General features: G+C 72.0%; 19 protein-coding genes and 3 pseudogenes. 15 read left to right on the forward strand and 7 right to left on the reverse strand.

Annotated elements, in window-relative coordinates; translation table 11 throughout:
- Positions 1–831: 831 nt before the first annotated feature.
- Positions 832–1,434 carry a TetR/AcrR family transcriptional regulator gene (locus tag ABD339_RS13530; RefSeq protein WP_344565686.1) on the reverse strand — a complete coding sequence of 201 codons (603 nt, stop codon included), beginning with the start codon at positions 1,432–1,434 and terminating at the stop codon, positions 832–834.
- A gap of 587 nt (positions 1,435–2,021) precedes the next feature.
- Between ABD339_RS13530 and ABD339_RS13535 the strand changes: the two genes are divergently transcribed.
- From ABD339_RS13535 to ABD339_RS13565, 7 genes and pseudogenes are all read left to right on the forward strand, one after another.
- Positions 2,022–2,201, forward strand: coding sequence for a hypothetical protein (locus tag ABD339_RS13535; RefSeq protein ID WP_344565687.1), 180 nt, complete (start codon positions 2,022–2,024; stop codon positions 2,199–2,201).
- On the forward strand, positions 2,194–2,694 hold the full coding sequence (locus ABD339_RS13540) for a flavin reductase family protein (RefSeq protein WP_344565688.1): 501 nt from the start codon (positions 2,194–2,196) through the stop codon (positions 2,692–2,694). Before ABD339_RS13535 ends, ABD339_RS13540 begins: the two co-directional genes overlap by 8 nt.
- A 94-nt stretch (positions 2,695–2,788) precedes the next feature.
- Complete coding sequence (locus tag ABD339_RS13545; RefSeq protein WP_344565690.1) at positions 2,789–3,142, forward strand: VOC family protein; 354 nt, start codon at positions 2,789–2,791, stop codon at positions 3,140–3,142.
- Positions 3,143–3,199: 57 nt separating this feature from the next.
- Positions 3,200–3,381, forward strand: a pseudogene (locus ABD339_RS13550) (hypothetical protein); the annotation flags it as partial.
- Between the two features lie 1,933 nt (positions 3,382–5,314).
- Positions 5,315–6,337 carry a helix-turn-helix domain-containing protein gene (locus ABD339_RS13555; RefSeq protein WP_344565693.1) on the forward strand — a complete coding sequence of 341 codons (1,023 nt, stop codon included), beginning with the start codon at positions 5,315–5,317 and terminating at the stop codon, positions 6,335–6,337.
- A 164-nt stretch (positions 6,338–6,501) separates the two neighbouring features.
- Positions 6,502–8,772 (forward strand): AAA family ATPase, encoded by a 2,271-nt coding sequence (locus tag ABD339_RS13560; protein ID WP_344565695.1) that lies wholly within the window; start codon positions 6,502–6,504, stop codon positions 8,770–8,772.
- A gap of 77 nt (positions 8,773–8,849) precedes the next feature.
- Entirely contained in the window at positions 8,850–9,404 is a 555-nt protein-coding gene (locus ABD339_RS13565; RefSeq protein ID WP_344565697.1) for a sugar O-acetyltransferase, read from the forward strand.
- Between the two features lie 121 nt (positions 9,405–9,525).
- Here the strand turns inward: ABD339_RS13565 and ABD339_RS13570 are convergent, their stop codons facing one another.
- Together ABD339_RS13570 and ABD339_RS13575 are read right to left on the reverse strand one after the other, a co-directional pair.
- On the reverse strand, positions 9,526–11,160 hold the full coding sequence (locus tag ABD339_RS13570) for a hypothetical protein (RefSeq protein ID WP_344565699.1): 1,635 nt from the start codon (positions 11,158–11,160) through the stop codon (positions 9,526–9,528).
- Between the two features lie 241 nt (positions 11,161–11,401).
- Positions 11,402–11,625 (reverse strand): annotated as a pseudogene (locus tag ABD339_RS13575) (hypothetical protein); the annotation flags it as partial.
- A 127-nt stretch (positions 11,626–11,752) separates the two neighbouring features.
- Between ABD339_RS13575 and ABD339_RS13580 the strand changes: the two are divergent.
- From ABD339_RS13580 to ABD339_RS13590, 3 genes and pseudogenes are all read left to right on the forward strand, one after another.
- Positions 11,753–12,577, forward strand: coding sequence for an SCO6745 family protein (locus ABD339_RS13580; protein WP_344565700.1), 825 nt, complete (start codon positions 11,753–11,755; stop codon positions 12,575–12,577).
- Positions 12,568–12,864 (forward strand): annotated as a pseudogene (locus tag ABD339_RS13585) (glycosyltransferase family 2 protein); the annotation flags it as partial. The gene ABD339_RS13580 and the pseudogene ABD339_RS13585, both read left to right, overlap by 10 nt.
- A gap of 620 nt (positions 12,865–13,484) precedes the next feature.
- Positions 13,485–13,745, forward strand: a complete 261-nt coding sequence (locus ABD339_RS13590) for a class F sortase (RefSeq protein WP_344565702.1) — start codon at positions 13,485–13,487, stop codon at positions 13,743–13,745.
- A gap of 60 nt (positions 13,746–13,805) precedes the next feature.
- Here the strand turns inward: ABD339_RS13590 and ABD339_RS13595 are convergent, their stop codons facing one another.
- On the reverse strand, positions 13,806–14,249 hold the full coding sequence (locus tag ABD339_RS13595; protein ID WP_344565704.1) for a MarR family winged helix-turn-helix transcriptional regulator: 444 nt from the start codon (positions 14,247–14,249) through the stop codon (positions 13,806–13,808).
- Between the two features lie 191 nt (positions 14,250–14,440).
- On the opposite strand from ABD339_RS13595, the gene ABD339_RS13600 reads away from it, so the two are divergent.
- From ABD339_RS13600 to ABD339_RS13615, 4 genes are all read left to right on the forward strand, one after another.
- The gene (locus ABD339_RS13600; protein WP_344565706.1) at positions 14,441–15,679 is read left to right on the forward strand and encodes an MFS transporter; all 1,239 of its coding nucleotides are present in this window, start codon (positions 14,441–14,443) and stop codon (positions 15,677–15,679) included.
- Between the two features lie 553 nt (positions 15,680–16,232).
- Positions 16,233–17,579: a glycoside hydrolase 5 family protein gene (locus tag ABD339_RS13605; RefSeq protein ID WP_344566116.1), complete on the forward strand. Its 1,347-nt coding sequence runs from the start codon at positions 16,233–16,235 to the stop codon at positions 17,577–17,579.
- Complete coding sequence (locus tag ABD339_RS13610) at positions 17,572–20,667, forward strand: alpha-mannosidase (protein ID WP_344565708.1); 3,096 nt, start codon at positions 17,572–17,574, stop codon at positions 20,665–20,667. Before ABD339_RS13605 ends, ABD339_RS13610 begins: the two co-directional genes overlap by 8 nt.
- Positions 20,668–20,758: 91 nt before the next feature.
- Positions 20,759–21,802, forward strand: a complete 1,044-nt coding sequence (locus ABD339_RS13615) for a zinc-dependent alcohol dehydrogenase (protein ID WP_344565710.1) — start codon at positions 20,759–20,761, stop codon at positions 21,800–21,802.
- A gap of 42 nt (positions 21,803–21,844) precedes the next feature.
- On the opposite strand, the gene ABD339_RS13620 is transcribed toward ABD339_RS13615, so the two are convergent.
- The 3 genes from ABD339_RS13620 to ABD339_RS13630 form a co-directional block, all read right to left on the reverse strand.
- Positions 21,845–21,964 carry an LPFR motif small protein gene (locus tag ABD339_RS13620; protein WP_344565711.1) on the reverse strand — a complete coding sequence of 40 codons (120 nt, stop codon included), beginning with the start codon at positions 21,962–21,964 and terminating at the stop codon, positions 21,845–21,847.
- Between the two features lie 186 nt (positions 21,965–22,150).
- Entirely contained in the window at positions 22,151–22,657 is a 507-nt protein-coding gene (locus tag ABD339_RS13625; RefSeq protein ID WP_344565712.1) for a methylated-DNA--[protein]-cysteine S-methyltransferase, read from the reverse strand.
- A gap of 198 nt (positions 22,658–22,855) precedes the next feature.
- Positions 22,856–24,319, reverse strand: coding sequence for an FGGY family carbohydrate kinase (locus tag ABD339_RS13630; RefSeq protein ID WP_344566118.1), 1,464 nt, complete (start codon positions 24,317–24,319; stop codon positions 22,856–22,858).
- 156 nt (positions 24,320–24,475) lie between these two features.
- Between ABD339_RS13630 and ABD339_RS13635 the strand changes: the two genes are divergently transcribed.
- A complete protein-coding gene (locus tag ABD339_RS13635) occupies positions 24,476–25,180 on the forward strand; it encodes a histidine phosphatase family protein (protein ID WP_344565714.1) in 705 nt (234 codons plus the stop codon).
- The last annotated feature ends 7 nt before the right edge of the window (positions 25,181–25,187 follow it).

A 25,187-nucleotide genomic window follows, 5' to 3' on the forward strand; every position in this document is an offset into this window, starting at 1 on the left:
AGCAGCACCTCCTCGATCAGCTCCCGATAGCGGTGCTCATGCGTGAGCCCGACCGGGGTGTCCCCCTCAGTCATGAGGATGAAGTCCATAACGCCCCTTCCACCAAATGTTAATTGCCGATAACGTAGAAGGTGGTCCATCCCAGGTCAAGACTCCAGCAGGAGACACGTAGGGTTAGGGGGTAGTAACAATGAAGGCCGGGCTGAGCATGCATCGCCGACCATGCCCGGGGGCGTACCGACGTCGACCAGGAGACGGTCTCGCTATCCGGTCCGGTGGAGAACGGCTGCGCCGCTGAGGGGTCGTCAAGGTTGCGGACGGTGACACCGCCCCGGTGCCACGCTTTCGCGGATGGCACGGCACGCGCAGCGGGCGACACGCCCCACGGCGCCTGAGCCCGCCAGGCAATCAACGATCCCCTGCGACGCCTACGATGTCCCGTCATCGGCGGGCGAGCGTCGGACCTGCCGTGGAGCGACTGCGGCCGGGGATCAAGCCCTGCCCTGCCGACACGGAGGGCAAGTGCAGTGACTTAGCGCTTCGGCCCTACCCCAGGGCCCCGCCGCCCCATCTCACAAGCCTCCTCAGCCACGACCACACCTGTGATGTGGTCGCCATGGCGGTGGCCGGCGCTGATACCAAGCACGGCACCCGTCGAGGCGATTACACATGGGTGCTGGCACTTTCGCAGAATGAGCCGTGCCGCGAAGGAGGGCCGGCCCGCTCACGCTTCCGCCAAGCAGTTGACTGGCAAGAACCGCGTGTCCTCTGGGTCTTGGAGCTCAGTGCCGTTCAGCGCGCATAGACGGATGTACTGCGCACTTCTCCGTATCAGATGGTGTCCGTTGGGATGAGCAGTGCGTTGATGGCGGCGGTGCGGATGGTGGTTGCTACGGTCTCGGGGTCGAGTCCGCTGTTGAACTGCGGGACGGCGTTGATCATCGAGAAGACGGCGTGGGTCAGGATGCGGGTCTGGGCGTCTGACAGGTCGGGTCGCAGCCGGGTGACCAGGCCGCTCCACTCCTCGGCGTAGAGGCGCATCATGCGTCGCATGCGATGGCGTTCGTCGTCGGGGATGTTGTGTTCGTTCTTCAGGAACACCAGCGTGGACGGCACGCTGTCGAGGGTGCGTCTGACGTGGTAGTCGATCATCGCTTCGAGTGCCTGGCGTGGATCCGAGATCTCGGCCGCCGTCTTGCGCGCGTTCTCCAGCAGCTCGTTCAACGGATCCTCGAGCACGGCGATGAGCAACGCCTGCTTGCTGGGGAAGTGCCGGTAGAGGGCGGGGCCGGTCACGCCGGCGCGGGAGCCGATCATCTCCGTGGTGACCGCATCGAAGGCGCGCTCGTTGAACAGCTCGCCGGCGACCTTGATCAGCACCTGCCGACGTGTCGCGCGCGGAGATGCAGTACGAGGAGAAGGTGAGCTAGTCATGTACGAAGCTTACGTGAGTCGTCGATAACGGATCGTTGCGTGCGTCGTGAATAGTCGGCGACGGCGTTCTGGCAGGCAAACCCCAGCTCAGAGGACATGCCGTGAGGGTTGCCGAGTACTCCGTCGGACGCGGCAGCCTGGATGCCGTCGGTAAACAGCCGCGTCGGAAGTCGGCTCGCCGGGATCAGCAGCGGCACCGGTGTTCTCGAGCCTCGGCCCGCAGCGAAAACGTCCAGCGCACGGTCCGCACCGGCGATCGAGTGCGCTCCTTCTGTTCAGGGCGACAGCGGGTCGTACCGATCGGCTAGGGGGCCCAGTCGCCGCGGCTTGGCGTGCACCGTGCTGCTCCCTGGCACATAGCGACATGACCGCGTGCGCATGCCGCTCCCGGGGAGTCCGCGATCTCGACGAGCCCGGATGCCCGCGACTCTCGCTCACGTGTGGTTGCTCCTTCCCGGTCGAGCCTCTCGTTGTTACTGCCACTTAACGCCATTCGCTCATCGGTAGCCACTTGACCTGGGGAGAGCCATCTTCTATGTTATTGACGCCTAACATTCGGTGGAAGGGGCGTTATGGACTTCATCCTCATGACTGAGGGGGACACCCCGGTCGGGCTCACGCATGAGCACCGCTATCGGGAGCTGATCGAGGAGGTGCTGCTGGCGGAGCGGGTCGGCTTCGATGCTTTCGGCAGTTCCGAGCAGCACGTCGCCCTGGGTGCGACTTCGGTCGCCGCGCACCCTGCCCGTGAGGTGTGGAATGGCTAATCAGGTCCAGGGGCTGGATGCGGCCGCCTTCCGCTCGGCGCTGGCTCAGTTCCCTTCAGGTGTGACGATCGTGACGACCGGAGGTGCTGGCGGCACGCCGTACGGATTCACCGCGACCTCCTTCGCGGCCTTGTCGCTTGACCCGCCACTCATCCTCATTTGTCTGGATCAAGGGGCCGACTGCTTCCCGGTCTTCGTCGCGGCTGAGCAATTCGTGGTGAACATCGTGACGGCCGAACATGCGAAGTTGGCGATGAAGTTCGCCACGAAGGGCGAAAACAAGTTCGCACACGGGAGCTTCGAATCTGACGAAAATGGTCATCCGGTACTGCCCGACGCCGCCGCGGTCATCCGCTGCGATCTGGAGGACGTAGTCCCCGGAGGAGACCATGTAATCCTCATCGGCCGAGTGCGCGGCACCCGGATAGGCGGCGGCAAGCCGGTGACGTGGTATCGAGGCGACTTCCTCCACCTCGGAGAGAGCGTTGCATGAACCACATCGGGCCCAGGCCGACACTCGTGGTGGACCGCAGCGCTGTGGCGACCCTCCGCTCGAGCCGTGCTGCGACGGTACGGTGAGTGATCCCGTGAAGTCCGACCGCGTGAAGATCGGAAACGTACTGCACCCGGTGGCAGACGTCGACGCCGCCGTGCGCTTCTACACCGACATCTTCGGCCTGGCCACGATGTTCGTCGATGGTGACCGCTACGCCGCCCTCGATGCCGGCAGCACCACGTTGGCCCTGGCCGGCCCGACCGAGGACGTTACCGGCGGCGTGCCTGCGGCGTCGTTCAAGGTCCCCAACGTGGCCTCGGCGCTCGCAGCCCTCGTGCAGGGTGGCGGGTCCGTAGTCCGGGAGCTCGAGCGTGGTCCGCATGAGATTCGGGCCGTAGCCCGGGACCCATGGGGCAACACCGTGGTGATCTACGGACCGCAGTAGGTGAGTGCGATAGCGGGTCCATGGCGTTCGGCATGTCCCCGGACTGAGACGTCGGGGCTGGCCGACGGCGAGCTCGTCACCACCCTGGGCACCGAGGAGAAGCGCACTGGTGCCCTCGTCCTGGACAGGAACAACAAGGAGATCGCGCGGCCGAGAACTGCCTGGGTGCGCACGGCGAGGCCGCCGCCAAGGGCGACGTCGTCGGTCTCGGCCGCAAGAACGGCGCACCCCTCTACAAGGCCCTGTTCTCGTACAGCTACAGCCAGGTGGCGTGTAGCGCTGAGTAACGGTCTGGGCCTCGTATCCCGCCGCCGGTCGGCTCGTTGAGCTGAACGAGTGATCTCGGCGGGCGAGGAACGCGGATCCGGAGGACCTGGTCGAGGTCGGGACGCTACTCGAAGACGACATGAAGAGGGGGGCGGAACAAGTCCGGGGCGACCAGGCTCGGATTCGCGCTGCTGCCGAAGTTCTTCGAGGTGGAGGCTCGGTTCCCGGAGACGGCCAGGGAGGTACCGGTCGCTGCGGTGGAGTACGTCGCCCAGCAGGTGAAGTCCCGGCCGAAGCGTAGGCGGCATACGACTGCAGGGCGACCGGATCAAGCGGCACCGCAAGGAGATCCGGGCGGCGTACGGATTCCGGGCGAACACCGAGGAGGACCAGGAGCGGCTGGCCCAGTGGCTGACCGCGGAGCTGTGCCCGGTGGAGCTGTCGCGCGAGCGGCTGTCGCCGGCAGTGGTAGCACGGTGCCGCAACGGCCTCATCGAACCGCCGACCCCAAGACGGGTCGGGCGCCTGGTGGGCCGGGCGGTCAAGGAATTCGAGGCCCGCGTCCGGCTGGTGCCTGAACTCGCCAAGGCACTCAACGTGCCGACCCCGCCGTGCGCAAGCCCGGCGGGGTCTGGGCCGAGCTGCCCCGCCGGTCAACGCCGACGCCCGCGCCTCGACCGCCCGGCAGCCCCTCGACGCACAGCTCGACTCCCTCGGCGGGGCCGGTGTCACCCGGGTCTTCTCGGCGAAGATCTCCACCCGCGCCACCACCCGGCCCGAGTTGTACAAGGCGGTCACTCTCGCCGGTGAACTTCGGGCGCTTCCGGTGTCCACGTCCCCCTCGTCGTCCACGAGCACAAACGGCTCGGCCGCGGCATCGGACTGGCGACGCTCGCCCCGCCCCCTGGAGGGCCACGAATCCGCCCGCACCCGCGGCAAGGCCGTCGGCCGGAGGCGGGGCTGACGCAGCTTCGGGCGACAGATGTCCCCCGATCTCGCAGCAGCCCCCTGTGATGAGGCGAAGCATTGTGTTATCAGGCGAATATGGCTGACAAGAGTCTGTTACTCGCTGGTGGGGCGAGGTCGTTACCCCTCCGTGTTGGCCGATTCTCGGACCCCCGGCACCGGGAAGTCCTGCATTGCGCCGGGGTCACCCGTAAAGGTGACCAGCGGTGCGTACGCTGCGACTGAGGCGATTCATGCTGACCTCTCGATCGACCGGGGGAAATGTCCGTCTCTTCGATAGTTGCTGCTCAGGACGGCCTTCCCGTCAGGTAAACACCCAGGTCAGCAAGACTGCTCCCCGCGCATGCGGGGATGGACCCTGTTCTCGTCGCGCTTCTGTGGCGTTCGGCTCCTGCTCCCCCGCGCATGCGGGGATGGACGCGGCAGCAGCCACAACAAGGCCGGGAGGCACTGCTCCCGCGCATGCGGGATGCCATTGCATGTGGTGCCACTGGTGGAGCTGACGGAGCTGGATGCCGTCCACGAATCCGCCCACCCCCACCCCAGCCCCCATCCCAGCACCATCCCCGGCAGCCGCAGACTGCCGGAACCGCAGTGGCCCGGCCCCACCCGCGCGTCGCCTGCCGCCATCGCGCCCCTCCGTCCCTCGGGTCGGCGCGGTCTGCGGTGCGCGCCGCCCGCCTCGGGTGTCCCGCACGGGCGCGGGCCGAGCACGCGGTCTCCGCTGTTTCCGCCGTCCGATCCAATCCGTCGGCTCGCCCCACGCCCGCCCGGGTCCGGCCCGGCGGCTCGCCTCGCGCCGTCCGGGTCTGTCCGGTCCACATCCGGTCGCGGCAATGGGGCGAGGGTGGTGGCCTGGTGCTCGCGTGCTCGCGTGATTGCTGATGCATGCATGTCCGGCTGTGGCGTGTGGGGCGGGTGGGTGCTAGAAAATCGAACATGGCGCAAGACTCCCCGCACCGGGTCGTCGCGATCGTGGACGAGAATTCCAACCCCTTCGAGCTGGGCTGTGCGACCGAGGTCTTCGGTCTGAGCAGGCCCGGCATCGGCCGTCGGCTGTACGACTTCACGCTCTGTTCCCCGGAGCCGCACACGCTGATGCGCGACGGGTTCTTCACCCTCACCGGGGTCGCGGGCCTGCACGCCGCCGAGCACGCCGACACCCTCATCGTCCCCAACCGGCCCGACACCGAGGTCCCGCGCCGTCCCGCCGTGCTGCGGGCCGTCCGTCGGGCGCACGCCCGAGGGGCCCGGCTGGTCGGCTTCTGCAGCGGCGCCTTCACTCTGGCCGAGGCCGGGGTGCTGGAGGGACGAAGGGCCACGGCCCACTGGCAGTGGGCGGACCAGTTCCGCGCGCGCTTTCCCGGGGTGCGGCTGGAGGCCGACGCGCTGTTCGTGGACGACGGTGACATCCTCACCGCGGCCGGGAGTTCCGCTGCCCTGGACCTGGGCCTGCACCTGGTGCGACGCGATCACGGTGACGAGGCCGCCAACGCGGTCAGCAGGCGGCTGGTCTTCGCCGCGCACCGGGACGGCGGCCAGCGGCAGTTCGTCGAGCGCCCGCTGCCCGCCGCCCCCGACGAGTCGCTGGCCCCCGTCGTCGCCTGGGCCCAGGAGCACTTGGCCGAACCCCTCACTGTCGGCGATCTCGCGGCCCGTGCCGGGGTCAGCTCCGCCACCCTCCACCGCCGCTTCCGCGCCCAACTGGACACCACTCCGCTGGCGTGGCTCTCCAGCGAACGGGTCGCCCTCGCGTGCCGCCTCATGGAACGGGGCGAGGATCGCCTGGAGGTGGTGGCCCGCCGCAGCGGGCTCGGCACGGCCGCCAACCTGCGCTCCCGCCTGCGCCGGGAAACGGGCCTGAGCCCCTCCGCCTACCGTCTGCGCTTCGGGCGCGGGGAGGACCAGCGCGTACAGCGCGACCGACGCGACCAGCGGGAGCGGGGCCTGGCCGGCGTCTGAGTCCGGGGACTCCACTCGCGGACGGCACACGCCCGGCGGAGTGCGGGATATCCGCACGTCTCCTGCTCGGGCGGGCTCCCGAGCGAATTCGATCGGCGTCCGGGGGGACACGTACCACCACGGGGAACTCGTCGAGCCGGACGTGAAGGGGGCGTGAACAACCCATGTCAGAGCCCGAGCCGCGATCAGGGCAGGCGCACCGGCCGGAGTCCGGCGCCGCATCCCCCTGGCGACTTCCTCCGGAGAGCGCGTACTTCATGGGCCGCGACGAGGATCTGCGCGCGCTCGACCGGCTGGCCGGCCGGCCCTTCGACGACGCTCCCGGCTTCGCTCCCAGCCCCGGTCCCGCTCCCGGTTCCACTCCCGGTCCTGGTTCCGGTCGCGATGCCGCCGGCGGCCCCGGCCGGGGGTCCGGCGGAGCTCTCCGTACCGGCGGGCCCGCGACGGCGCTGGTGGTCAGCGGGCCCGCCGGAGTGGGGAAAACCGCTGTGGCCAACCGGTGGCTGCGCCGTCACGCGGGCTCCTTCGCGCGGGTCCTGTACGCCGATCTGGCCGCGCACGCCCCGTACGGTCCCACGCGCGCCGCCGACGTACTGGAGGGGCTGCTGCGCGCCCTCGGGGTCGATCCCGTGCCCCCCGACCCCGCCGAGCGGGGCACGCTGTGGCGTGTCCTGGCCGCCGAACTGCCCGTCGCCGTCCTGCTGGACGACGCGGCCAGCGCCGCGCAGGCGCGGCCCCTGCTGCCCGCCGCGGGTGAGGGCGGGCTCGCCGTGGTCACCAGCCGGGGCTCCCTCTCCGCGCTGCTGGCCGACGGCGCGGTGCTGCACCCCCTCGGCGCCCTCACCCCCGATGCCGCCGTCAGCCTGCTCGCCCGCGCGGGGGACGGCGAGCGGACCGGGCGGGAGCCCCATGGCGCCATCGACGTGGTCACCCTCTGCGCCTGCCTGCCGCTGCCCGTCCGGCTGGCCGCCGCCCAACTCGCGCTCCACCCGGAACAACCCGTCGGGGCGCTCGCCGCCGCGCTGTCCCGGGGCCGGGGCGCCCTCGACTCCGCCGCGCCCGCCGAAGGCCAGGCCGCCGTCTCCGCCGCGCTGGACGAGTCCTACCGTCTGCTGCCCTCCGCCGCGGCCCGCACCTACCGGCGGCTGGGGCTGTTACCCGCCCGCTCCTGTACCCCGCCGCTGGCCGCCGCCGTGTGCGACCGCACTCCGGGCCAGGCCGCCGCCGACCTGGCGACGCTGGTGCGTGCGGGCCTGCTGGAGCCCCCGGGCCCCAACGGCTCCCACCGCTTCCACGACCTGGTACGCGCACACGCTCGCCGAAGGGGCGAGCGGGATGAGACCGTGCTGGTCCAGGAGCAGACCGTCCGCCGCTACGCCGAGTGGTCCCTGCACACCGCCACCCGTGCCGTCGCCGTCCTGGCCCGAGGCTCCCGCACGCCCGGACGCGCCCCCCACGCGCTGCCGCCCCCGCCTGCCCCCGACTCCGCTCCCTCCACTCCCTCCGCCCCCGCCACCGATTCCACTGCCTCCCCTGCCTCCCCTGCCTCCACTGCCTTCACCGGAGAAGAGGCGGCGCTCTTCTGGCTCGACGACGAACACGACAGCCTCATGGCCGTCCTCCGCCGCAGTTCCGCCGCCGGCTGGGACACGGTCTGCTGGCGTCTGGCCGATGCCATGGGGACGCTCTTCAGACGGCTGAACGCCACTGCCCAGTGGACCGAGGCGTACGAACTCGGCCTCGCCGCCGCGCGGCGCGCGGGATCGCGCGCGGGCGAAGGCCGGATGCTGCTGTCCGGCGCCGAGGGACTGCGCGAGGCGGGGCGCTACGAGGAGGCCGCCGAGTGTTACGCGCTCGCCCGCCATCACGCGGAGCAGGACAAGGACCCCTACCAGCAAGCCGAAGCCCTCGACGGCCTCGCCACCACCCGGTTGCGGGTGCGTCGGCTGCCCAGCGCGGCGGCGGGATTCCGGGACGCGCTGCGGCTGCGGGAGGAACTCGCGGACGGGCACGGGGCCGCGCTCTCCCGCCTCGGCCTCGGCGAGATCGCGCTGCTCGCCCACGACTGGGGCAGCGCTGTGCGCCAACTCGCCCGGGCCCAGGTCGAGTTGACAGCCTACGGGGACGGCCACGGCGCCGCCCGTGCCTTGACCCTGCTGGGCCAGGGCAAGGCGCGGGCCGGGGACAGCCGGGGCGGCGAGCGGGAACTACGCACGGCGCTGGCCGCGTTCGAGACCCTGGGCGCCACCTACTGGCAGATGCGCGCGCTCGAACTGCTGGGCCAGGTCGCCCATGCCGACGGCGACCGCGAACGGGCGCACGCGCACTACGCGCAGGCCAGGCGCCTCGCCCGGCACCTCAGCCCGGCGACCGTACGGCGCCTGGAAGAGCGCCTCCGGGAGCTGTGCGGCGGGGGACCGGTAGGGGAAGTGTGAGGCGCCGCCGCCGGGCCACGGGGGCGGTGGGGCATGATCGGGTTCTGCGGAACAGCCGAGCGTGGGAGAGGACAGCGGTGGGCGAGAACAAGGAGCGCATGCTGGCGGGGGACTGGTTCATCCCCGACGACGAGGAACTGGCGCGGGAGACCGCGCGGCGCGCCGAACTGTGCGCGGCCTACAACGCGGCGGCCACCGCGACGCCCGCCGAACGGCGGGCGATACTGGACGAGCTGATCGGGGACCTCGGCGAGGATGTCCGCATCCGGCCGCCGTTCGCCTGCGACTTCGGCACCTACGTGACGATCGGCGCCAACACCTTCGTCAACTTCGGTGCCGTCTTCCTGGACTCGGCCCCCATCACCATCGGCCGTGACGTGCAACTCGGCCCCAATGTGCAACTGCTGACATCGACCCATGAGATGGACGCGGAGCGGCGGCGGGCCGGGTGGGAGAAGGCCGTCCCGATCACCATCGGTGACAACGTGTGGCTCGGCGGCGGCGTCATCGTCTGCCCCGGCGTCACCATCGGCGCCAACACGGTCGTCGGCGCCGGAACCGTCGTCACCGAGGACCTCCCCGGGAACGTGCTCGCGGTGGGCAACCCGGCCCGCGTCGTCCGCGAGCTGTAGCCGCCGGCCCCGAGCACGCTTGCCGGGCACGCTTCAGAGGCCGGACCAATACCGGGCCGTGAGCGGTACCGGGACCGGTACGGGCGCCGGGGGGCGGGGCCGACCCGGCCCCGTCTGTCTGTCAGCCGGTGAAGCCGAAGCTCATGGTGCGCTTGATCACGTCCAGTGCCTCGTCCGCCCAGCCGATCGCGTGCAGGCCCGAACGCAGGTTGCCGGGCGGGTGGTTGATGAGGGTGTCGCGGCGTACGAGCCGGGCGAAATCGACCTGTACGGGGTCGGGGCGCGGCCCGCCATCCCGGGGCCTGCGGAACTCCACCCCGGCCGAGCGCATCACGGTGATCAGTTCCTGGGCGAGAATGCCGTAGGCGACCGTGGTCGGGTGGACGCCGTCCAGCGAGAACAGTCCGCCGTCCGTGCGCCGTTCCCCGTCGCTCAGCAGGAACCGGGAGTTGGGCACCGGGTCGAGCGCGCGCAACTCCTCCGGCAGCGGATAGGGAGTCCACCAGCCGGGCCGGGCCTGCTCGTCCTCCGCGAACCGGCGCGAGGCCATCCGGTCCAGCAGCCCTGCGGTGTCCAGGAGATACCAGTCACGGCCCGCGCGCCGGGCACTGCGCACGACCTCGGCCATCGCGTCGTTGTACTCGTCTATCGCCTCGTCCACGGACTGCGCCTGTGCGCCGGTGATGTGCGGGTCACGCCGTGCGTCGAAGTCGTGGTCGCTGATCCAGGGGCGGGTGTAGTGCGGGAAGTAGCGCGAGCCGGACTCCATCTTGGTGGTCACGCCGCGCGCTATCGGCGCGATGGTGACGTGCGGGACCGCGCACCAGATGACGTGCCGTGCCCGGATCCGCTCCACCGCCGCGGCCACCTGGTCCAGCTCGGCGGCGAAGTGCTCGGGCCGCCACACCGTGAACTTCCCCTTCGTACGCAGGTCGTCGTAGCCCGCGCCGCTCCATGCGACCTTCAATTCGATGACCGAGGAGAGCGCGTTGTTGGCGCCGAGGAAGACGATCAGCGTCTCGATGCCGTGATCGGGATCCGCCTCCCGCTCCTCCTCGGGCCCGCCCGTCTGCTCGCCGAGCGCGGCGGCGGCGCCGAGCTGGGTGAGGGCGCCCCTTTCCGGAGGCTGGGTCGGCAGCGCCCGCAGGGCAGCACGCTCGACGGCGTTACTGGTCAGCTGCCGCACCAGCTCGTCCTTGTGCGCGCCGATCATCGCGCGGCACACGTCCGCCGACTTCTCCAGCGCGTCGCGCAAGTCCCAGCTGAAGACCGCCAGATTGTGGTGGATCGCGGTGGTCGAGGCGGGTGTGGCGCCCGGCCCGCGCTCCCAGTGGTCCTCCACTCGGTCCATGTAGCGGCGGGCCCGGAAGAGCGCGGGGGCCATCTCCCACCAGTCGAAGTCGCTGCCGTAGCGCTCCTCCAGATCGCGCAGCAGGAACTCCAGGTTGAGCGGCAGCCCGCCGCAGCCGGCGTAGTCGGGGTGGCGGAAGCGGTCGGCCCAGCCCAACTCGTGCGCGATGATCGCCGGGTAGGACAGATCGGTGGTGAAGACGGCGCAGCTCTGGAAGCCCTGGGTCAGGGAATCCCCGATCGTCACCAGCCGGTTGACGGGCTCGCCGCGCCATGAGGTCCGCACGGGTATGCCCAGCGTCGGATCGGTGTACGGCGCCCCCGGCTCGGCCCGCCTGGTGGCGGTGGCGGTGGCGGTGGGTGTGGCGGTGGAGGTGGGTGTGGATATGTGTGCGGGTTCGGTCATGTCACGCCCCCGGTGATCGGCTCCCGTGAGGTTCGGTACGCCTGCGCCCTTCGAGAGGCGCACGTCGCGCTGCGTACGCCGCATTGAGTGCGGCAACCCAGGGCGGTATGCCCCGGCGCCCGGTGATGTAAGCCTCCGGGCAGCCTCCCGGGGCGCGATCGAACGCCCCGGGGAGCACGCCGACTCCCGTTCATGCGCCCGGACTTCGGAACCCGGGGGGCGTGGGATTCGCGAGGTGCCGTTATGCCGGGCCGCTGTGCGAGGTGGCGGTCCCGGTGTCGGGGTGAGTGGATTCGCCGGGGTGCGTGGATTCGGTCAGGCCGGTGGCGGTCAGGGTGAGGTACTGGACCAGTACCTGGGCCGCGGTGTCGGCGTCCCGGGCCAACACCGCCTCCTCCAGCCGGCGGTGTTCCTCGGCGCGTCCCGGCCGGGGTTGCGGTGCGCCGACCATCGCCTGGTCAGTTCGCCCCCCGGTATCGGCTCCGCAGCGCCGTTCCGGTCGGGGGGAGCCTGCCCAACACCCGTCACCCCCCCTGGTTCGTGAAATATTCACGGAACTACCCGTACATGAATGAACAGCCGAAGGACAGATATGAACGCCGTGCGTGAGGCCAGCCTCGCCATCAGCTCCAGCCACTGGTTCATCTACTTCGTCCCCGAGGCCGCGGAGGAGGCCGCCAAGTTCGGTGTGAGCGACCGCGGACCCGCCTACTTCGCGTTCCGTTCGGCCCCGATGGGAGCGGTCCCCTGGCAGGTCACGCTCGCGACCTTCTACAACTTCAGCCCGCGCGCGGTGCGTTCCATGACCGGAGTGTGGGATGCCGCGTCGCCCGAGGAGTGGCAGGCCGCCCGCTTCGTGACAGCCGACCGTGCCTTGCGGCGCGTCGGTGTGGGGCTCACGGCCGACCAGATCGCGGAGGCGCGGTCACTGATCGACCCGGTGGTCGCAGGTGCCGACTACGCCGGTAGGCCGCTGGCCGCCGCCAACGCGTCGGTCGCGCTCCCGGAAGACCCGCTCGTCGCGCTGTGGCAGCAGGCCACGGTGCTGCGCGAGTGGCGCGGCGACGCCCATCTCGCCGTGCTCGCCCACCACGGCCTCGGGCCGTGCGACTGCGTCGTGCTGCAGTCCGCCGCGGGCCGCTTCCCGGCGAAGCTCGCGCAATCGACCCGGCAGTGGAACGACGAGGAGTGGGCCGCGGCGACCGAGCGCCTCGTCGCGCGCGGCTGGCTCGCCCCCGACAACACCATGACCGAGGCGGGCACCGCGGCGCGCGAACAGATAGAGACCGAAACCGACGAGCACTGCGCCGCCCTGTGGGCGCCGGCCGGCGAAGCGGGCGCCCGCCGCCTCGCCTCGCTCCTCACACCGATCAACGAGGCGTTCGCCGCGGCCGGGACATTCGAGTTCCTGAGCTGATCGCGGCTCGGACTGCAGGGACAGTGGCGCGGCACGCGGCCGACTACCGCTTCACCGCCCGCAACCGGGTGTGGCTCGCCAAGCGGCGGCTGCCCGCGCCGCTGGTCCCCGTCTACCTGGGCATCTGGCTCCTGCTCACCCTGGCCCGCACCCCCTCGGCGCGCGGCCTCACACCCTGGTGCGCCGGATTCCTGGAGGGCGTGCGTACCCCGTACGGACCGCGCCGCCCGATGAAGTGGCGCACGGCCTGGGCCATGACCCGGCTCGGGCGGCCCCCGGTCATCTGAACCGCGCGCTCCGGCAAGGCACAGGATTCGACGCCGTCGTACGGGAGTCGGCGCCGTGCGGGGAGTGCCGGGCGTCGGCGGGGGAGTGCCGGGGCGGCAGGGGGAGCCCCGGAGTGTCGATGAGCTCGTTTCCTCCTGAATCGCCTGGCCGGAGGTCTGGCGTGGTGAGGTCTGGCGGGATGCGGCTTCGGGGTCCTCGTGCCGAGGGGCGGGGGATCGTCGCGGCGAGATCGGCGGTCAGCGGTGGGTTTCGGTGTCGGCCAGGACGACCAGGGCGGGCAGGAGCGTGGTGGCGTGACGGGTGTTCACGCACCGGGCCGCCCGCACCGGCCACGATCTCCATGATCCGCCGATAGTCCGAGGCCAGGGTCTCCGGCCCCATTCGTTCGCGCGGTCCGGGACCAGCCGCGTCCCGCCGCCCCCGGCGTCACCGCCACCGGCTGCACGGTGCCCGACGACCGCCGCCCCCCGCCGGTCGCATCGGCCCACTGTCCGAGCACCGCTTCGGCGACCCCCGGACGGGGCAACTCGCTCTGGATCCCGGCCAGTTCCTTGCGCAGCGGCTCAGCGCGCCCTCCATCTGAATCCGCCGCTCGACCGTCCACGTCAGCACGTCCGACATGCGCATCCCTCCCGCTGCCGGACCTGTGCAGCGGACCCGGGCCGCGGCCGGAGAATCCACGGCCGACTCGGTCGCCACGTTCCAGAAGGGCAAGTTCCCGACAGGCGGGGTCTGCAGGGACGACGGCACGTCCGAGCTCCACCTGATCACCTGCGGCGGCGAGTTCGCCAAGGAGCGCCACCGGGACTCCAGCGTCCTCGTCTTCACCGGGCTCAAGGGCAGGATCAGGGCATGGGCACCGGGCGCTGCTCCGCCGTGATCTCTACCGACTCCTGGCGCGGCAGCCCGGCCCGCTCGGGCCTGGGTCCGGGTATCCGGCTCAGGCCGGGTCTTCCAGGGCTTCGATGAGGAGATGAGACAGGCGGCGGAATTCCTCGGTGTTGGCCCTGCCGAACTTCTCCAGCGCCGGAGCCAGTCGGGCCTCAATCTGGATGAAGGTCTCATCCATCACTTTGTGCCCCTTGGCCGTGAGATGGTTGTCCATCACCCGGCCCCGGGCCGGGGAGCGCTCCACCAGTCCCTCTTCCTGGAGGGTCCGGACGAGACGGCTGACGGCCTGCGGCGTGTGGACCGCGGCGCGCGCGAGCTCAGAAGCGGAGGCGCCGGGTGTCCGCTTCAGTTCCCGCAGCACCGTCCACTGCCCGAGGGTGAGCCCCAGAGGGTGGATGATTTGCTCGATCCGGTCGGCGAAGTGTTGCCGAACGATCCTGGACAGTGCACCGATTTCGATCCCCTGGGGTAGCGGGTCGCCCGAGTTCTTCATGTTTGACATGCTACTCGTCGCGTTCTATGTAGAATTGAAGTTCAATATGGAACTCTGATTCGAGATGAGTCGGCTGCTCGCTGGAGCGATCGAGGTGTCCGTTTCAGGCCAGGACACAGGTCCTGGGCCGGCCGGCCTGTGGAGCCGGCCCGGCTTCCGCCCCTCCCCACGTCCGTATCCGGAGACAGACCATGCCCGTGCCCACAGCCGCCCGTGCCACACCGGAGTCGAACGCGCGACAGCGAGCCCTGCCCGGCCGGCTGGTCGTACTCCTGGCAACTTCCTGCGGGCTGACCGTGGCCAACCTCTACTACGCCCAGCCGCTCCTGGAGATGCTGCGCCGGACCTTCCAGCTCCAGGACTCGACCGCCGGCCTGCTGATCACCCTGACCCAGCTCGGCTACGCCGCCGGCATGGTGTTCCTGGTCCCCCTCGGCGACCGCATCGAGAACTCCCGCCTGGTCTCCGTCCTGCTCACCGTCACGGCCCTGGCCATGGCCGCCGGTGGCCTCGCCCCCACCTTCACCGTCCTGCTCATCGCCGCGCTCGTCGCGGGCGCCACCTCCGTCGTCGCACAGGTCCTCGTCCCCTACGCCGCCGACCTCGCCCCCGATCACCTGCGCGGCGCCGTGGTGGGCAAGGTCATGAGCGGGCTGCTCGCCGGGATCCTGCTCTCCCGCACCGTCGGCAGCCTGCTCGCGGACGTCGCGGGCTGGCGCACCGTCTACCTGGTCTCCGCCACCCTGATGGCGATCCTGGCTCTCGTCCTGCGCCGCGCGCTGCCCCACCGGGCCCCTACCAGCACCGATTCCTACACCGCGCTGCTGCGTTCCACGGCCCGCCTGATCCGCGTGCACCCGCAGCTGCGCCGCCGTTCCTTCTACCACGCCTGCATGTTCGCCGCCTTCAGCGCGTTCTGGACGACCATCTCCTACGTCCTGACCACCGCGCCGTACAACTACTCCCAGCTCCAGGTCGGCCTGTTCGCCTTCGTCGGCGCCGCCGGTGCGCTCGTCGCCCCTCTCGCGGGCCGCCTCGCCGACCGAGGGCTCGCCCACCGGCTCACCCCCGTGACCTGCCTGCTCGCCTCCGCCACCCTCATCTGGGCCGGCCTGGCCGCCCACCGGATCCTCGTCCTCGCCGCCGCCGCAGTCCTCCTGGACTGCGCCGTGCAGTGCTCCCTTGTCTTCGGACAGCACACCATCTACCAACTCGACGCAGACGCCCGCGCCCGGATCACCAGCGTCTACATCGCCACCTTCTTCATCGGCGGCGCCATCGGCTCCCAACTCGGCACCCTTGCACATCACTTGGGCGACTGGCATGCGGTCACCCTCACCGCGGCGGCCTTCCCCGTCATCGCCGCGCTCACCTGGATCACCGACCGCACCCACACCAGCAGGAACAGCCCGGCAGCAGGCACCACATGAAGCCTGCTCCGCCTGCCCCGCCAACTTCGAGGCCGGCTGCGCAGCCCTCAAGCTCTCGGTCGGCACCGAGGCTCCCGAAGGCGTCCCACACCGTGCGCCGCACGAGATGACCCACAGCTGCCGGACAGTTCACACCCGCCGCACCCAGGCCGAGAACCCCCTCGGCGCCTGACCCGGCACGCCTACGACGACTACCCGCTCACTCTCCAACCGGCCCGGGGCTGTTCGAGACCGGTTCGAGGCCAGGGACGCGATCTGGACGAGGGCTGGGGGCGCGGTTGCGGCCGGGACGCCTGTCGGCAGGCATGCCGATGGGCCGCGGGCCGGGGGAGTGACCGGGGCCGCGCGGTTCACGCGGTGAGGCGGCAATGGCTCAGCTCGTCGTGACGGGCGGATCGTGTCCGGGTGGCCGGCCTCCGATCCTCCGCGTCGCTGCCCGGTGGGGCCGGATGGCCCTACGGTTGATTGCGGAGAGCCTCAGTACCGGCGGGGAGCCCCCGGGGCGGAAACTGGCGTGGACCGCGTCGCTCGCGCACCCATGGAGGCCCGGCTCATGCGTTTCGGCGTCAACTACACGCCCACCCACGGGTGGTTCCACCACTGGCTCGACTTCGACCTCGACGAGATCCGGGCAGACCTCGACTCCATCGCGGCCCTCGGCCTCGACCACGTGCGCGTCTTTGCGCTCTGGCCGCTCTTCCAGCCCAACCGCACCCTGATCCGCCCCCGCGCTGTCGAGCAACTGGTCGCGCTGACGGACGCCGCCGCCGAACGCGGTCTGGACGTCGCCGTCGATGGTCTGCAAGGGCACCTGTCCAGCTTCGACTTCCTCCCGTCGTGGACGGTGACCTGGCACCGCAGAAACCTCTTCACCGACCCCGAGGCCATCGAGGCGCAGGCCGCGTATCTGCGTACGCTCGCCGCCGCCCTGCGCGAGCGGCCCAACTTCCTGGGAATGACACTGGGAAACGAGATCAACCAATTCTCCGGCGGCCCGCACCCCGACCCCCATCCGGCGAGCGCGACGCGGACCGGCGCATGGCTGCGCCGGATGCTCGCCGCCTGCGAGCAGGGCGCCCCCGGCCGCGCACACCTGCACGCGGGGGACGACGCGACGTGGTACCGGCACGGTCACCCCTTCACCCCGGAGCAGGCCGCGACCGTCGGGGCCATGACCGCCGTTCACTCGTGGGTGTTCAACGGCACGGCGCAGCGCCACGGCCCCGCGGGCCGGGCCACGGAACAGCACGCCGCCTACCTGATCGAACTGTCCAAAGCCTGGGCGACGGATCCGGCGCGGCCCGTGTGGCTTCAGGAGGTCGGGGCGCCGGCGCCGCACATCCCGCCGGAGCGGGCCGCCGCGTTCACCGCCGCGACGCTCGGCGCCGCCCTCGACTGCCCGCACCTGTGGGGCGTCACCTGGTGGTGCTCGCACGACGTGGACCGCGCGCTGGCCGACTTCCCCGAGCTGGAATACGGCCTGGGCCTGCTCACCCACTCCCGGCGGCCCAAGCCCGCCGGCCGCGAACTGGCCCGTGTCGCGGCCGGATGGCGCGCTGAGGGCCCCAGCCCGGCGCTCCGCACCACAGCGCTCGTCCTCGATCCCCAGCCCCAGCCCCAGACCCCGCCCCGGACCCGGGCCCAGGACCAGCTCCAGGACCAGGCTGCCCAGGCTCAGGTCCGCACCGCGTGTGCGCCCGGCGGCGCGTTCTTCGAGGCGTGGGCGGCGCTCGCCGCCGAGGGGGCCCGTCCCGCCGTCGTACTCGCGTCGCGTGCCGCCGACCCCGCACACTTGGCCGCGCGCGGTATCACCGAGACGGTGCGCCCCAGCGAGGTGCCACTCGGCGCGGTGCCGCCGCCCGCACGCCGTACGTCCCGGGAGGATGGCCCGCATGCATGACGACCGCACACTCGTGGAGGCCCGGCTCGCCAGGGTGCTGGAGGAGCGGGTGCGGCCCGCGCTGTATCCCCGCTCCGTACCGCTGGAGGTGGCCTCCTGGCAGACGCCGGGTGAGCCCGTACCCGTGGCCGAGGGGCTGGACGCGGACTACGCGCCCACCGAGGCGGGGGCCGCGTGGGGCCCGCCGTGGGGGACGACCTGGTTCCGGGTGCGCGGCGGTGTGCCCGCCGAGTGGGCGGGGCGGACGGTGGAGGCGCTGCTGGACCTCGGCTTCGACGGCACCATGTCCGGGTTCCAGTGCGAGGGCCTCGTCCACCGCCCCGACGGCAGTCCCGTCAAGGGTCTCCATCCGCGCAGCCAGTGGGTGCGGATCGCCGAACGGGCCCGCGGCGGCGAGGAGATCACCCTCTACGTCGAGGCGGCGGCCAACCCCGTCCTCCTCGGTCACGGCCGCCCCTTCCACCCCACTTCGCTGGGCGACCCGCGCACCGCCGGCACCGACCCTCTCTACCGGCTCGGCCGCATGGACCTGGCCGTCCTCGACACCGAAGTGTGGGAGCTGATCCTGGACCTGGAGGTGCTCGGCGAGCTGATGGCCGAACTGCCCGTGGAGGGCGAGCGCCGCTGGGAGATCCTGCGCGCGCTCGACAGCGCTCTGGACGCGCTCGACCTCCAGGACATCGGCCGCAGCGCCGCAGCCGCCCGCGCCCGCCTGGCCGGTGCGCTGGCCCGGCCCGCCGGGGCCACGGTCCACCGCGTCAGCGCCGTCGGCCACGCGCACATCGACTCCGCCTGGCTGTGGCCGCTGCGTGAGACGGTGCGCAAGGTGGCGCGTACGACGGCCAACATGACGGCGCTGATCGAGGACCCCGACGTCGATGAGGAATTCGTCTACGCGATGTCGCAGGCCCAGCAGTTCGCCTGGGTCAAAGAACACCGGCCGGAGATCTACGCGAAGGTCCGCGAGGCCGTCGCCGGCGGCCGGTTCGTACCGGCGGGCGGCATGTGGGTGGAGTCGGACACCAACATGCCCGGATCCGAGGCGATGGCCCGGCAGTTCGTCCACGGCCGCCGCTTCTTCCTCGACGAGTTCGGCGTCGAGAACGACGAGGCGTGGCTGCCCGACACCTTCGGCTTCGCCGCCGGCCTCCCGCAGATCATCAAGGCCGCCGGGGCCAAGTGGCTGCTGACCCAGAAGATCTCCTGGTCGGCCACCAACCCCTTTCCGCACCACACCTTCTGGTGGGAGGGCATCGACGGCACCCGGATCTTCACCCACTTTCCGCCCGTCGACACCTACAACTGCACCATGTCCGGCGGCCAACTCGCGCACGCGGCCCGCAACTTCAAGGAGAAGGGCCGTGCCACCCGCTCCCTGGCACCCACCGGCCACGGCGACGGCGGCGGAGGCACCACCCGCGAGATGATCGCCAAGGCCCGGCGGCTGCGGGACCTCGAAGGGTCGGCCACCGTCACCTGGGAGAAGCCGGCCGACTTCTTCGCGCAGGCGCAGGCCGAGTACCCCGATGCGCCTGTCTGGGCGGGCGAGCTGTATCTCGAACTCCACCGCGCCACCCTCACCACCCAGGCCAGGACCAAACAGGGCAACCGCCGCAGCGAACACCTGCTCTACGAGGCAGAGCTGTGGGCGGCGACAGCGGCCGTACACACAGGCGCCGACTACCCCTACGAGCGGCTGGACCGGCTGTGGAAGACAGTGCTGCTGCACCAGTTCCACGACATCCTGCCCGGCTCCTCCATCGCCTGGGTCCACCGCGAGGCCGAACGCACCTACGCGCGGGTGACCGCCGAGCTGGCGGAGATCATCGGCGACGCCCAGTCGGCACTGGCCGGGGAGGGCAGCGCCGAGCTGCTCTTCAACTCGGCCCCGCACGCCCGCGCGGGGGTGCCCGCACTCGCCGCGGGTCCGGCACGGACCGAGGGCGCCCCGGTGTCCGTGACCGCCGACGAGGACGGCGGCCTCACCCTGGACAACGGGCTGCTGCGGGTCACCGTCGATGCGCGCGGACTCGCCGTCTCCGCCTACGACATCCCCGCCGGGAGGGAGACCCTCGCACCCGGCACGGCCGCCAACCTCCTCCAGCTCCACCCCGACCTCCCCAACAAGTGGGACGCGTGGGACGTGGACGCCTTCTACCGCAACGTCGTCACCGACCTGACCGACGCCGAGGAGGTGCTGCTCACCCAGGAGAGCGACGAGCGCGCCACCGTCCGCGTGACCCGCACCTTCGGGCAGACCGGGGAGAAGAGCTCGCGCGCCGTCCAGCACCTCACCCTCGCGCGCGGACAGCGCCGCCTCGACCTGGAGACCGAGGTGGACTGGCACGAGACGGAGAAATTCCTCAAGTCGGCCTTCCCCCTCGACCTGCACACCGACAGGTACGCGGCCGAGACCCAGTTCGGCCACCTCCACCGTCCCACCCACACCAACACCAGCTGGGAGGCGGCCAGGTTCGAAGCGTGCGCGCACCGGTTCGTGCACCTGGCCGAGCCCGGCTGGGGCGTGGCACTCGTCAACGACTCGACCTACGGGCATGAGGTGACCCGCACCGTCCGCGAGGCCGACGGCGGCACCACGACCACCGTGCGCCTCTCCCTGCTGCGGGCCCCGCGCTTCCCCGACCCCGAGACCGACCAGGGCCTCCACCGCTTCCGCTACGCCCTCGTCCCCGGCGCCGGGATCGCCGATGCCGTACGCGAGGGCCACCGCGTGAACCTCCCCGAGCGCCATGTACGGGGCGCCGTCGGCGGCGTGCCGCCGCTGGTGTCCGTCAACAGCGACGCGGTGACACTCTCCGCCGTGAAGCTGGCCGACGACGGCAGCGGCGATGTCGTCGTACGCCTCCACGAGGCGCACGGCGGGCGGGCCCACGTCACGCTCACGCCCGGCTTCCCGGCCGGATCCGTCCGCCCCGCCGACCTGTTGGAGCGGCCGTTGGCCTCGCCACCCGAGGGCACCGGCCTGGAGCCGGGGCAAGACGGCGCCGTACGGATCACGCTGCGTCCCTTCCGGCTGCTCACGCTGCGCATGACCCGGGCCGCGGGCGCGAAACGGCCCATGTCATGATCCGTGCGGTGCCGCCCGCCGTCTCCGCACGCCGTGCGCGGTGCGAGGAGCGGCGTGACCGAGCGCCGCACGAAGCCTGGGAGGACGTGCGATGAAGGGGAACTGGCCCGAGGGCCGGATGCGTGCCGCCCGCGTCACCGGTATCGGACAGACCGACCTGGCCTCCGTGCCGGTGCCGTCGCCCGAACCCGGCACCGCGCTGGTACGCACCCGGCAGGCCGGGATCTGCGGCACCGACCTGGAGATCCTGCACGGGACCTCCGCGTTCCTCCAGGACGGCCGGATCACCTTCCCGCATGTGTTCGGGCACGAGTGGTACGGCGAGGTCGTCGCGCACGCCGACGGGGTGCCCGAGGGCGCGCCCGCTCTCGGCTCGCTCGTCGTCGGCCGGACGATGGTGCCGTGCGGCGCCTGCGCCCGCTGCCACGCCGGACGCCCGCAGATGTGCCCCGCGCTGCGCGAGACGGGACTGTACGGACTCCAGGGCGGCGCGGCCGACTATGTACGGATGCCGGTGCACGCGCTCACCCCGCTGCCGGAGAGCCTGCCCGAGCCGGCGGGCGCGCTGATCGAGCCGGCGGTCTCGGTCGTCGAGGCGTTCGAGCGGGCCCGGCTCACCGGCGATGACCGGGTCGCCGTCATCGGCACCGGCACGATGGGCCTGCTGGCGGTGCAGTACGCCCGCCGCTACGCCGACCAGGTGCACGCGGTCGGCATCGACCAGGCCGGACTCGACCTGGCCCTGGCCTGCGGCGCGGACGCCGCGCACCACGCGGACCAGGCCCCGGAAGGCGCCTGCTCGCTGATCGTGGAGGCATCAGGTGCGGCCTCGGCGTTCACCGCGGCGCTGCGGCTGGCCGAGCGCGGGGCGCGGATCGCCCTGGTCGGAGTGGCGCGGGAGCCGGTGGCCTTCGTGGCGGGGGAGCTGTCCCTCCAGGGCGTGGACGTGCTCGGCATCCAGCACGGCATCTCGCACTACGACCGCACCGTCGCCCTGTTCGAGCGCGGCATCCTGGACGCGGCACCGCTGGTGGCCGAGGTCTTCCCGGCCGAGTCCGTCAGCGCGGCGTTCGCGCTGCTGGAGAGCGGACGCAGCGGGCCGCCGAAGATCCTTCTGGACTTCGGCGGCCGGTGACACACGGCGCGGCGGGCCGGTGGCCCGCGGCGCGCCCCGGTGTCAGTGGGCTGAGCGGGAAGCCCCGCCGAACAGCCTGGCGAGGGCACGGAAGGGAAGGGTGACGACGGTGGCGATCGCGCCGCCTGTAGCGCGCAGCACATCGGCGATTGCGCGGAACATCGTGTCCTCCAAAGCGAGACGGTGGTGCTGGTACGCGCCCCGGGTGGCCGCTCCCCGGGGAGGTAAACCCGCCGTCCACGCGCTCCGGGCACGGCGGGGCACACCACCGCCCCAGCCCAGCCGCCGCCCCAGCCCAGCCCTCCGGGCACGCCTCGGTGCATGAGGCCGCCGCCGGCGCCATCGGCGTCACGCCATGCTGGGGAAGGGCAGCCGGCCGGACAGGCCCCGCTCGAAGTCCAGGAGGTAGCGCTTGCGTTCGAGGCCGCCGCCGTATCCGGTCAGCGAGCCGGTGGAGCCGATCACCCGGTGGCAGGGGATGACGACGCTGATCGGGTTGCGCCCGTTGGCCAGCCCCGCGGCGCGGGCCGCGCCCGGCCGGCCGATCTCCTCGGCCAACTCCCCGTAGGTGACCGTCATGCCGTAGGGGATGCGGCGCAGCCCGTCCCACACCGTGCGCTGGAAGTCGGTGCCTTGCGGAGCCAGTTCGAGGTCGAAGTCGGTGCGCTCTCCTGCGAAGTACTCGCCCAGCTGCGCGATCACCGCGCCGAAGGGCCCGGCATCCGGCTCGCCGAACGTCTCCTTCGGCGGCAGGTGACGCTGCCGCTCCATGTAGACGCCCGACAAGGCGCCGTCCGTCGCGACCAGCGTGAGCGGGCCCAGCGGGCTGTCGGTCACCGTGTACGTGCGTGTCATGCGGGTCCTTTCCGGCGGTCGGACACCCAGCTTCCCTCGCCGACGGCCCGCGGGCTGGCGGAAATGCGACATCACCGTTCCGGGTGACCAGTGCCGGACAGCGCCCCACCCCCTGCCGGGGGCACTCGCCCCGTGCCGGGCGGGCACGCCACCCGTGCCGGGCCGTCCGTCAGCTCTGCCCGCGCCGGATCCGGAGGTTCAGGCCGAACGCGCGTCCCAGCGCTCCCGCGAGGACTCCACCCGTGCCCGGTAGTCCGCGTACCCCCGCTCGTACAGCTCGCGCACCCCGGGGTCGGGCTCGACGATGCGGTGGTCGGCGTGCCAGACCTCCTCGTCGGCCGGGTCGCCGAGCGAGGCGCGGGCCACGAGCGCCGCGCCCTTCGCGCCGACCTCCGACTCCAGCGGCACCCGTACGGGACGCCCGAGGATCCCGGCGAAGGCGCGCATCCACCCCGCCGAGCGGGCCCCGCCCCCGCAGGCGGCCAGCGTTCCGGTCAGCCCGGCGCTCTCCAGGCAGTGCCGTGCCGCGTAGCCCACTGCCTCACACATGGCGCGGACCACGTCGGCCCGGTCGTGCGCCAGGGACAGGCCCTCGAACGCGGCACGCGCCCTGGGTGAGACGAACGGCGCCCGCTCCCCGGCCTCGGACAAGAACGGCAGCGCCGTCACCCCGTGCGCCCCGGCCGGGCTCTCCGTCAGCAGTGGCTCCAGGTCCTCCGTGGTGGCGCCGACGAGGCCGAGTGCCCAGTCGATGCCCGCCGTCCCGACCATCGCGGGCATCGCGCGCAGCCAGCGCCCCGGCTCGGGAGTGCACAGCCACATTCCGGCGGGTTCGGTGCCGGCGCCCGGCTCCACGTGGTCGGTCAGCACCTGGCAGGCCAGCGTGGTGCCGACCGTCAAGAGCCCGTCGCCGGGCTCCCGTACCCCGCTGCCCAGGGCGCAGGCGGGCAGGTCGTAGGGTCCGGCGGTCAGCGGCAGGCCCTCGGGCAGGCCGAGCAGCGCCGCGCCCGCGCGGTCCAGTGCCAGCACGGCGCCGGGCGACGCCGGTTCGGGCAGCAGGCGGGCGAGCGCGGAGACGCCGCAGGCGGCCAGCGCGCCGGGGGAGTAGGTGCGGCCGGCCGGATCCAGGAACGGCAAGGTGGCGTCCGAGGCGTCCACGCCGATGGTGCCGGTCAGCCGCTGGGCTATCGCGTCCACGCAGTACCCGGCCACGGCGGAGCGCTCCAGGGTCGCCGGCTCGTGCTCGTTCAGCCAGGCCAGCAGCGGCGCGTGGCAGCCGGGGAACATGCCGGAGCCGGTGTGCCGGAAGACCTCGGCCACGGTGCCGTCCCGCTGCCAGCGCCCGACCAGCGGTGCGGCGCGGCCGTCCAGCCACGAGATCATGCGCCGGGTCGCGCGCCCCTCGGCATCCCGCAGCCACAGCCCGTCGCCCTGTCCGGTGAGCGCGAGCGCTGCCGGGGGCGCGGGCAGCGCGGCGGCCACCTGCCGGACGACCTCGGCGACGCTCGCCAGCACCTCCTCCAGATCCTGTTCGACGATTCCGCCCGGCTCGCGCAGCAGCGTGGAGCGGCGGGCCGCGGTGTGCAGCGCGCGGCCGTCACGGTCGAAGGCGACGGCCTTGGTGACGGAGGTGCCGATATCGACACCGACGATCGTCCCGATGGTTGAGGTCATGGCCGTACGCCCTCCAGACGCCTGTTCTCCACACTGAGATTGTTATATTTATAGCGCTCGACGTGAAGAACCCCAACCCACTCCGGCTCCACAGACCCGCCAGCGGTCCGGCAGAGCCCGGCCCCACCCCGTCCAGGAGGACAGATGAGCGCCCGGCTCCTGCTCGTACGGCACGGTCAGACCGTCTGGCACGCCGAGAACCGCTACTGCGGGATCTCCGATGTGGCACTGACCGACGCCGGGGAACGCCAGGCCGAGGCACTGGGCCGGTGGGCGGCCGGGCACGCCGGCGCGCACGGCATCCAGGCCGTCGCCTGCTCGCCGCTGTCGCGGGCCCGCCGCACCGCTGCTCCCGCGGCCCGCGCCCTGGGTGTGGCGCCCGTCGTCCACGAGGGCCTGCGCGAGGCCGACTTCGGCTGGGGCGAGGGGCGCACCATCGCCGAGATGACCGCCGAGGACCCCGGGCTCGTGCGCGCTTTCCAGCAGGACGCCGAGCGCGGCGCGTTCCCCGGCTCCGAACCGCCCGCCGCCGTGGCCGGGCGGGTGTGCGGGGCGCTGCGCGAGCTGGCCGCGGCACACGAGGGTGGCACCGCGTTGGTCGTCGCGCACAACACCGCCTTCCGCGTCGCCCTGTGCGCACTGTTCGGCATCCCCCTGGGCCGCTACCGGCAGGTGCTGCCGAGGCTGGAGAACGCGGCGGTGACGGAGATCGAACTGGACGGCGCGCCGGGCGGCCGGGCGGCGCTGCGCTCCCTGAACGTGCCCACGGGCGAGTCGGCAGCCCCGGCTTCCGGGGTGGCCGGAGCTTCCGAGGCGTACAGGCCGCCGTCCGCAACCACCCCCAGGTGAGCGAGAC

Source organism: Streptomyces axinellae, from assembly GCF_039532135.1.
In the GTDB taxonomy this organism is placed as follows: Bacteria; Actinomycetota; Actinomycetes; order Streptomycetales; family Streptomycetaceae; genus Streptomyces; species Streptomyces axinellae.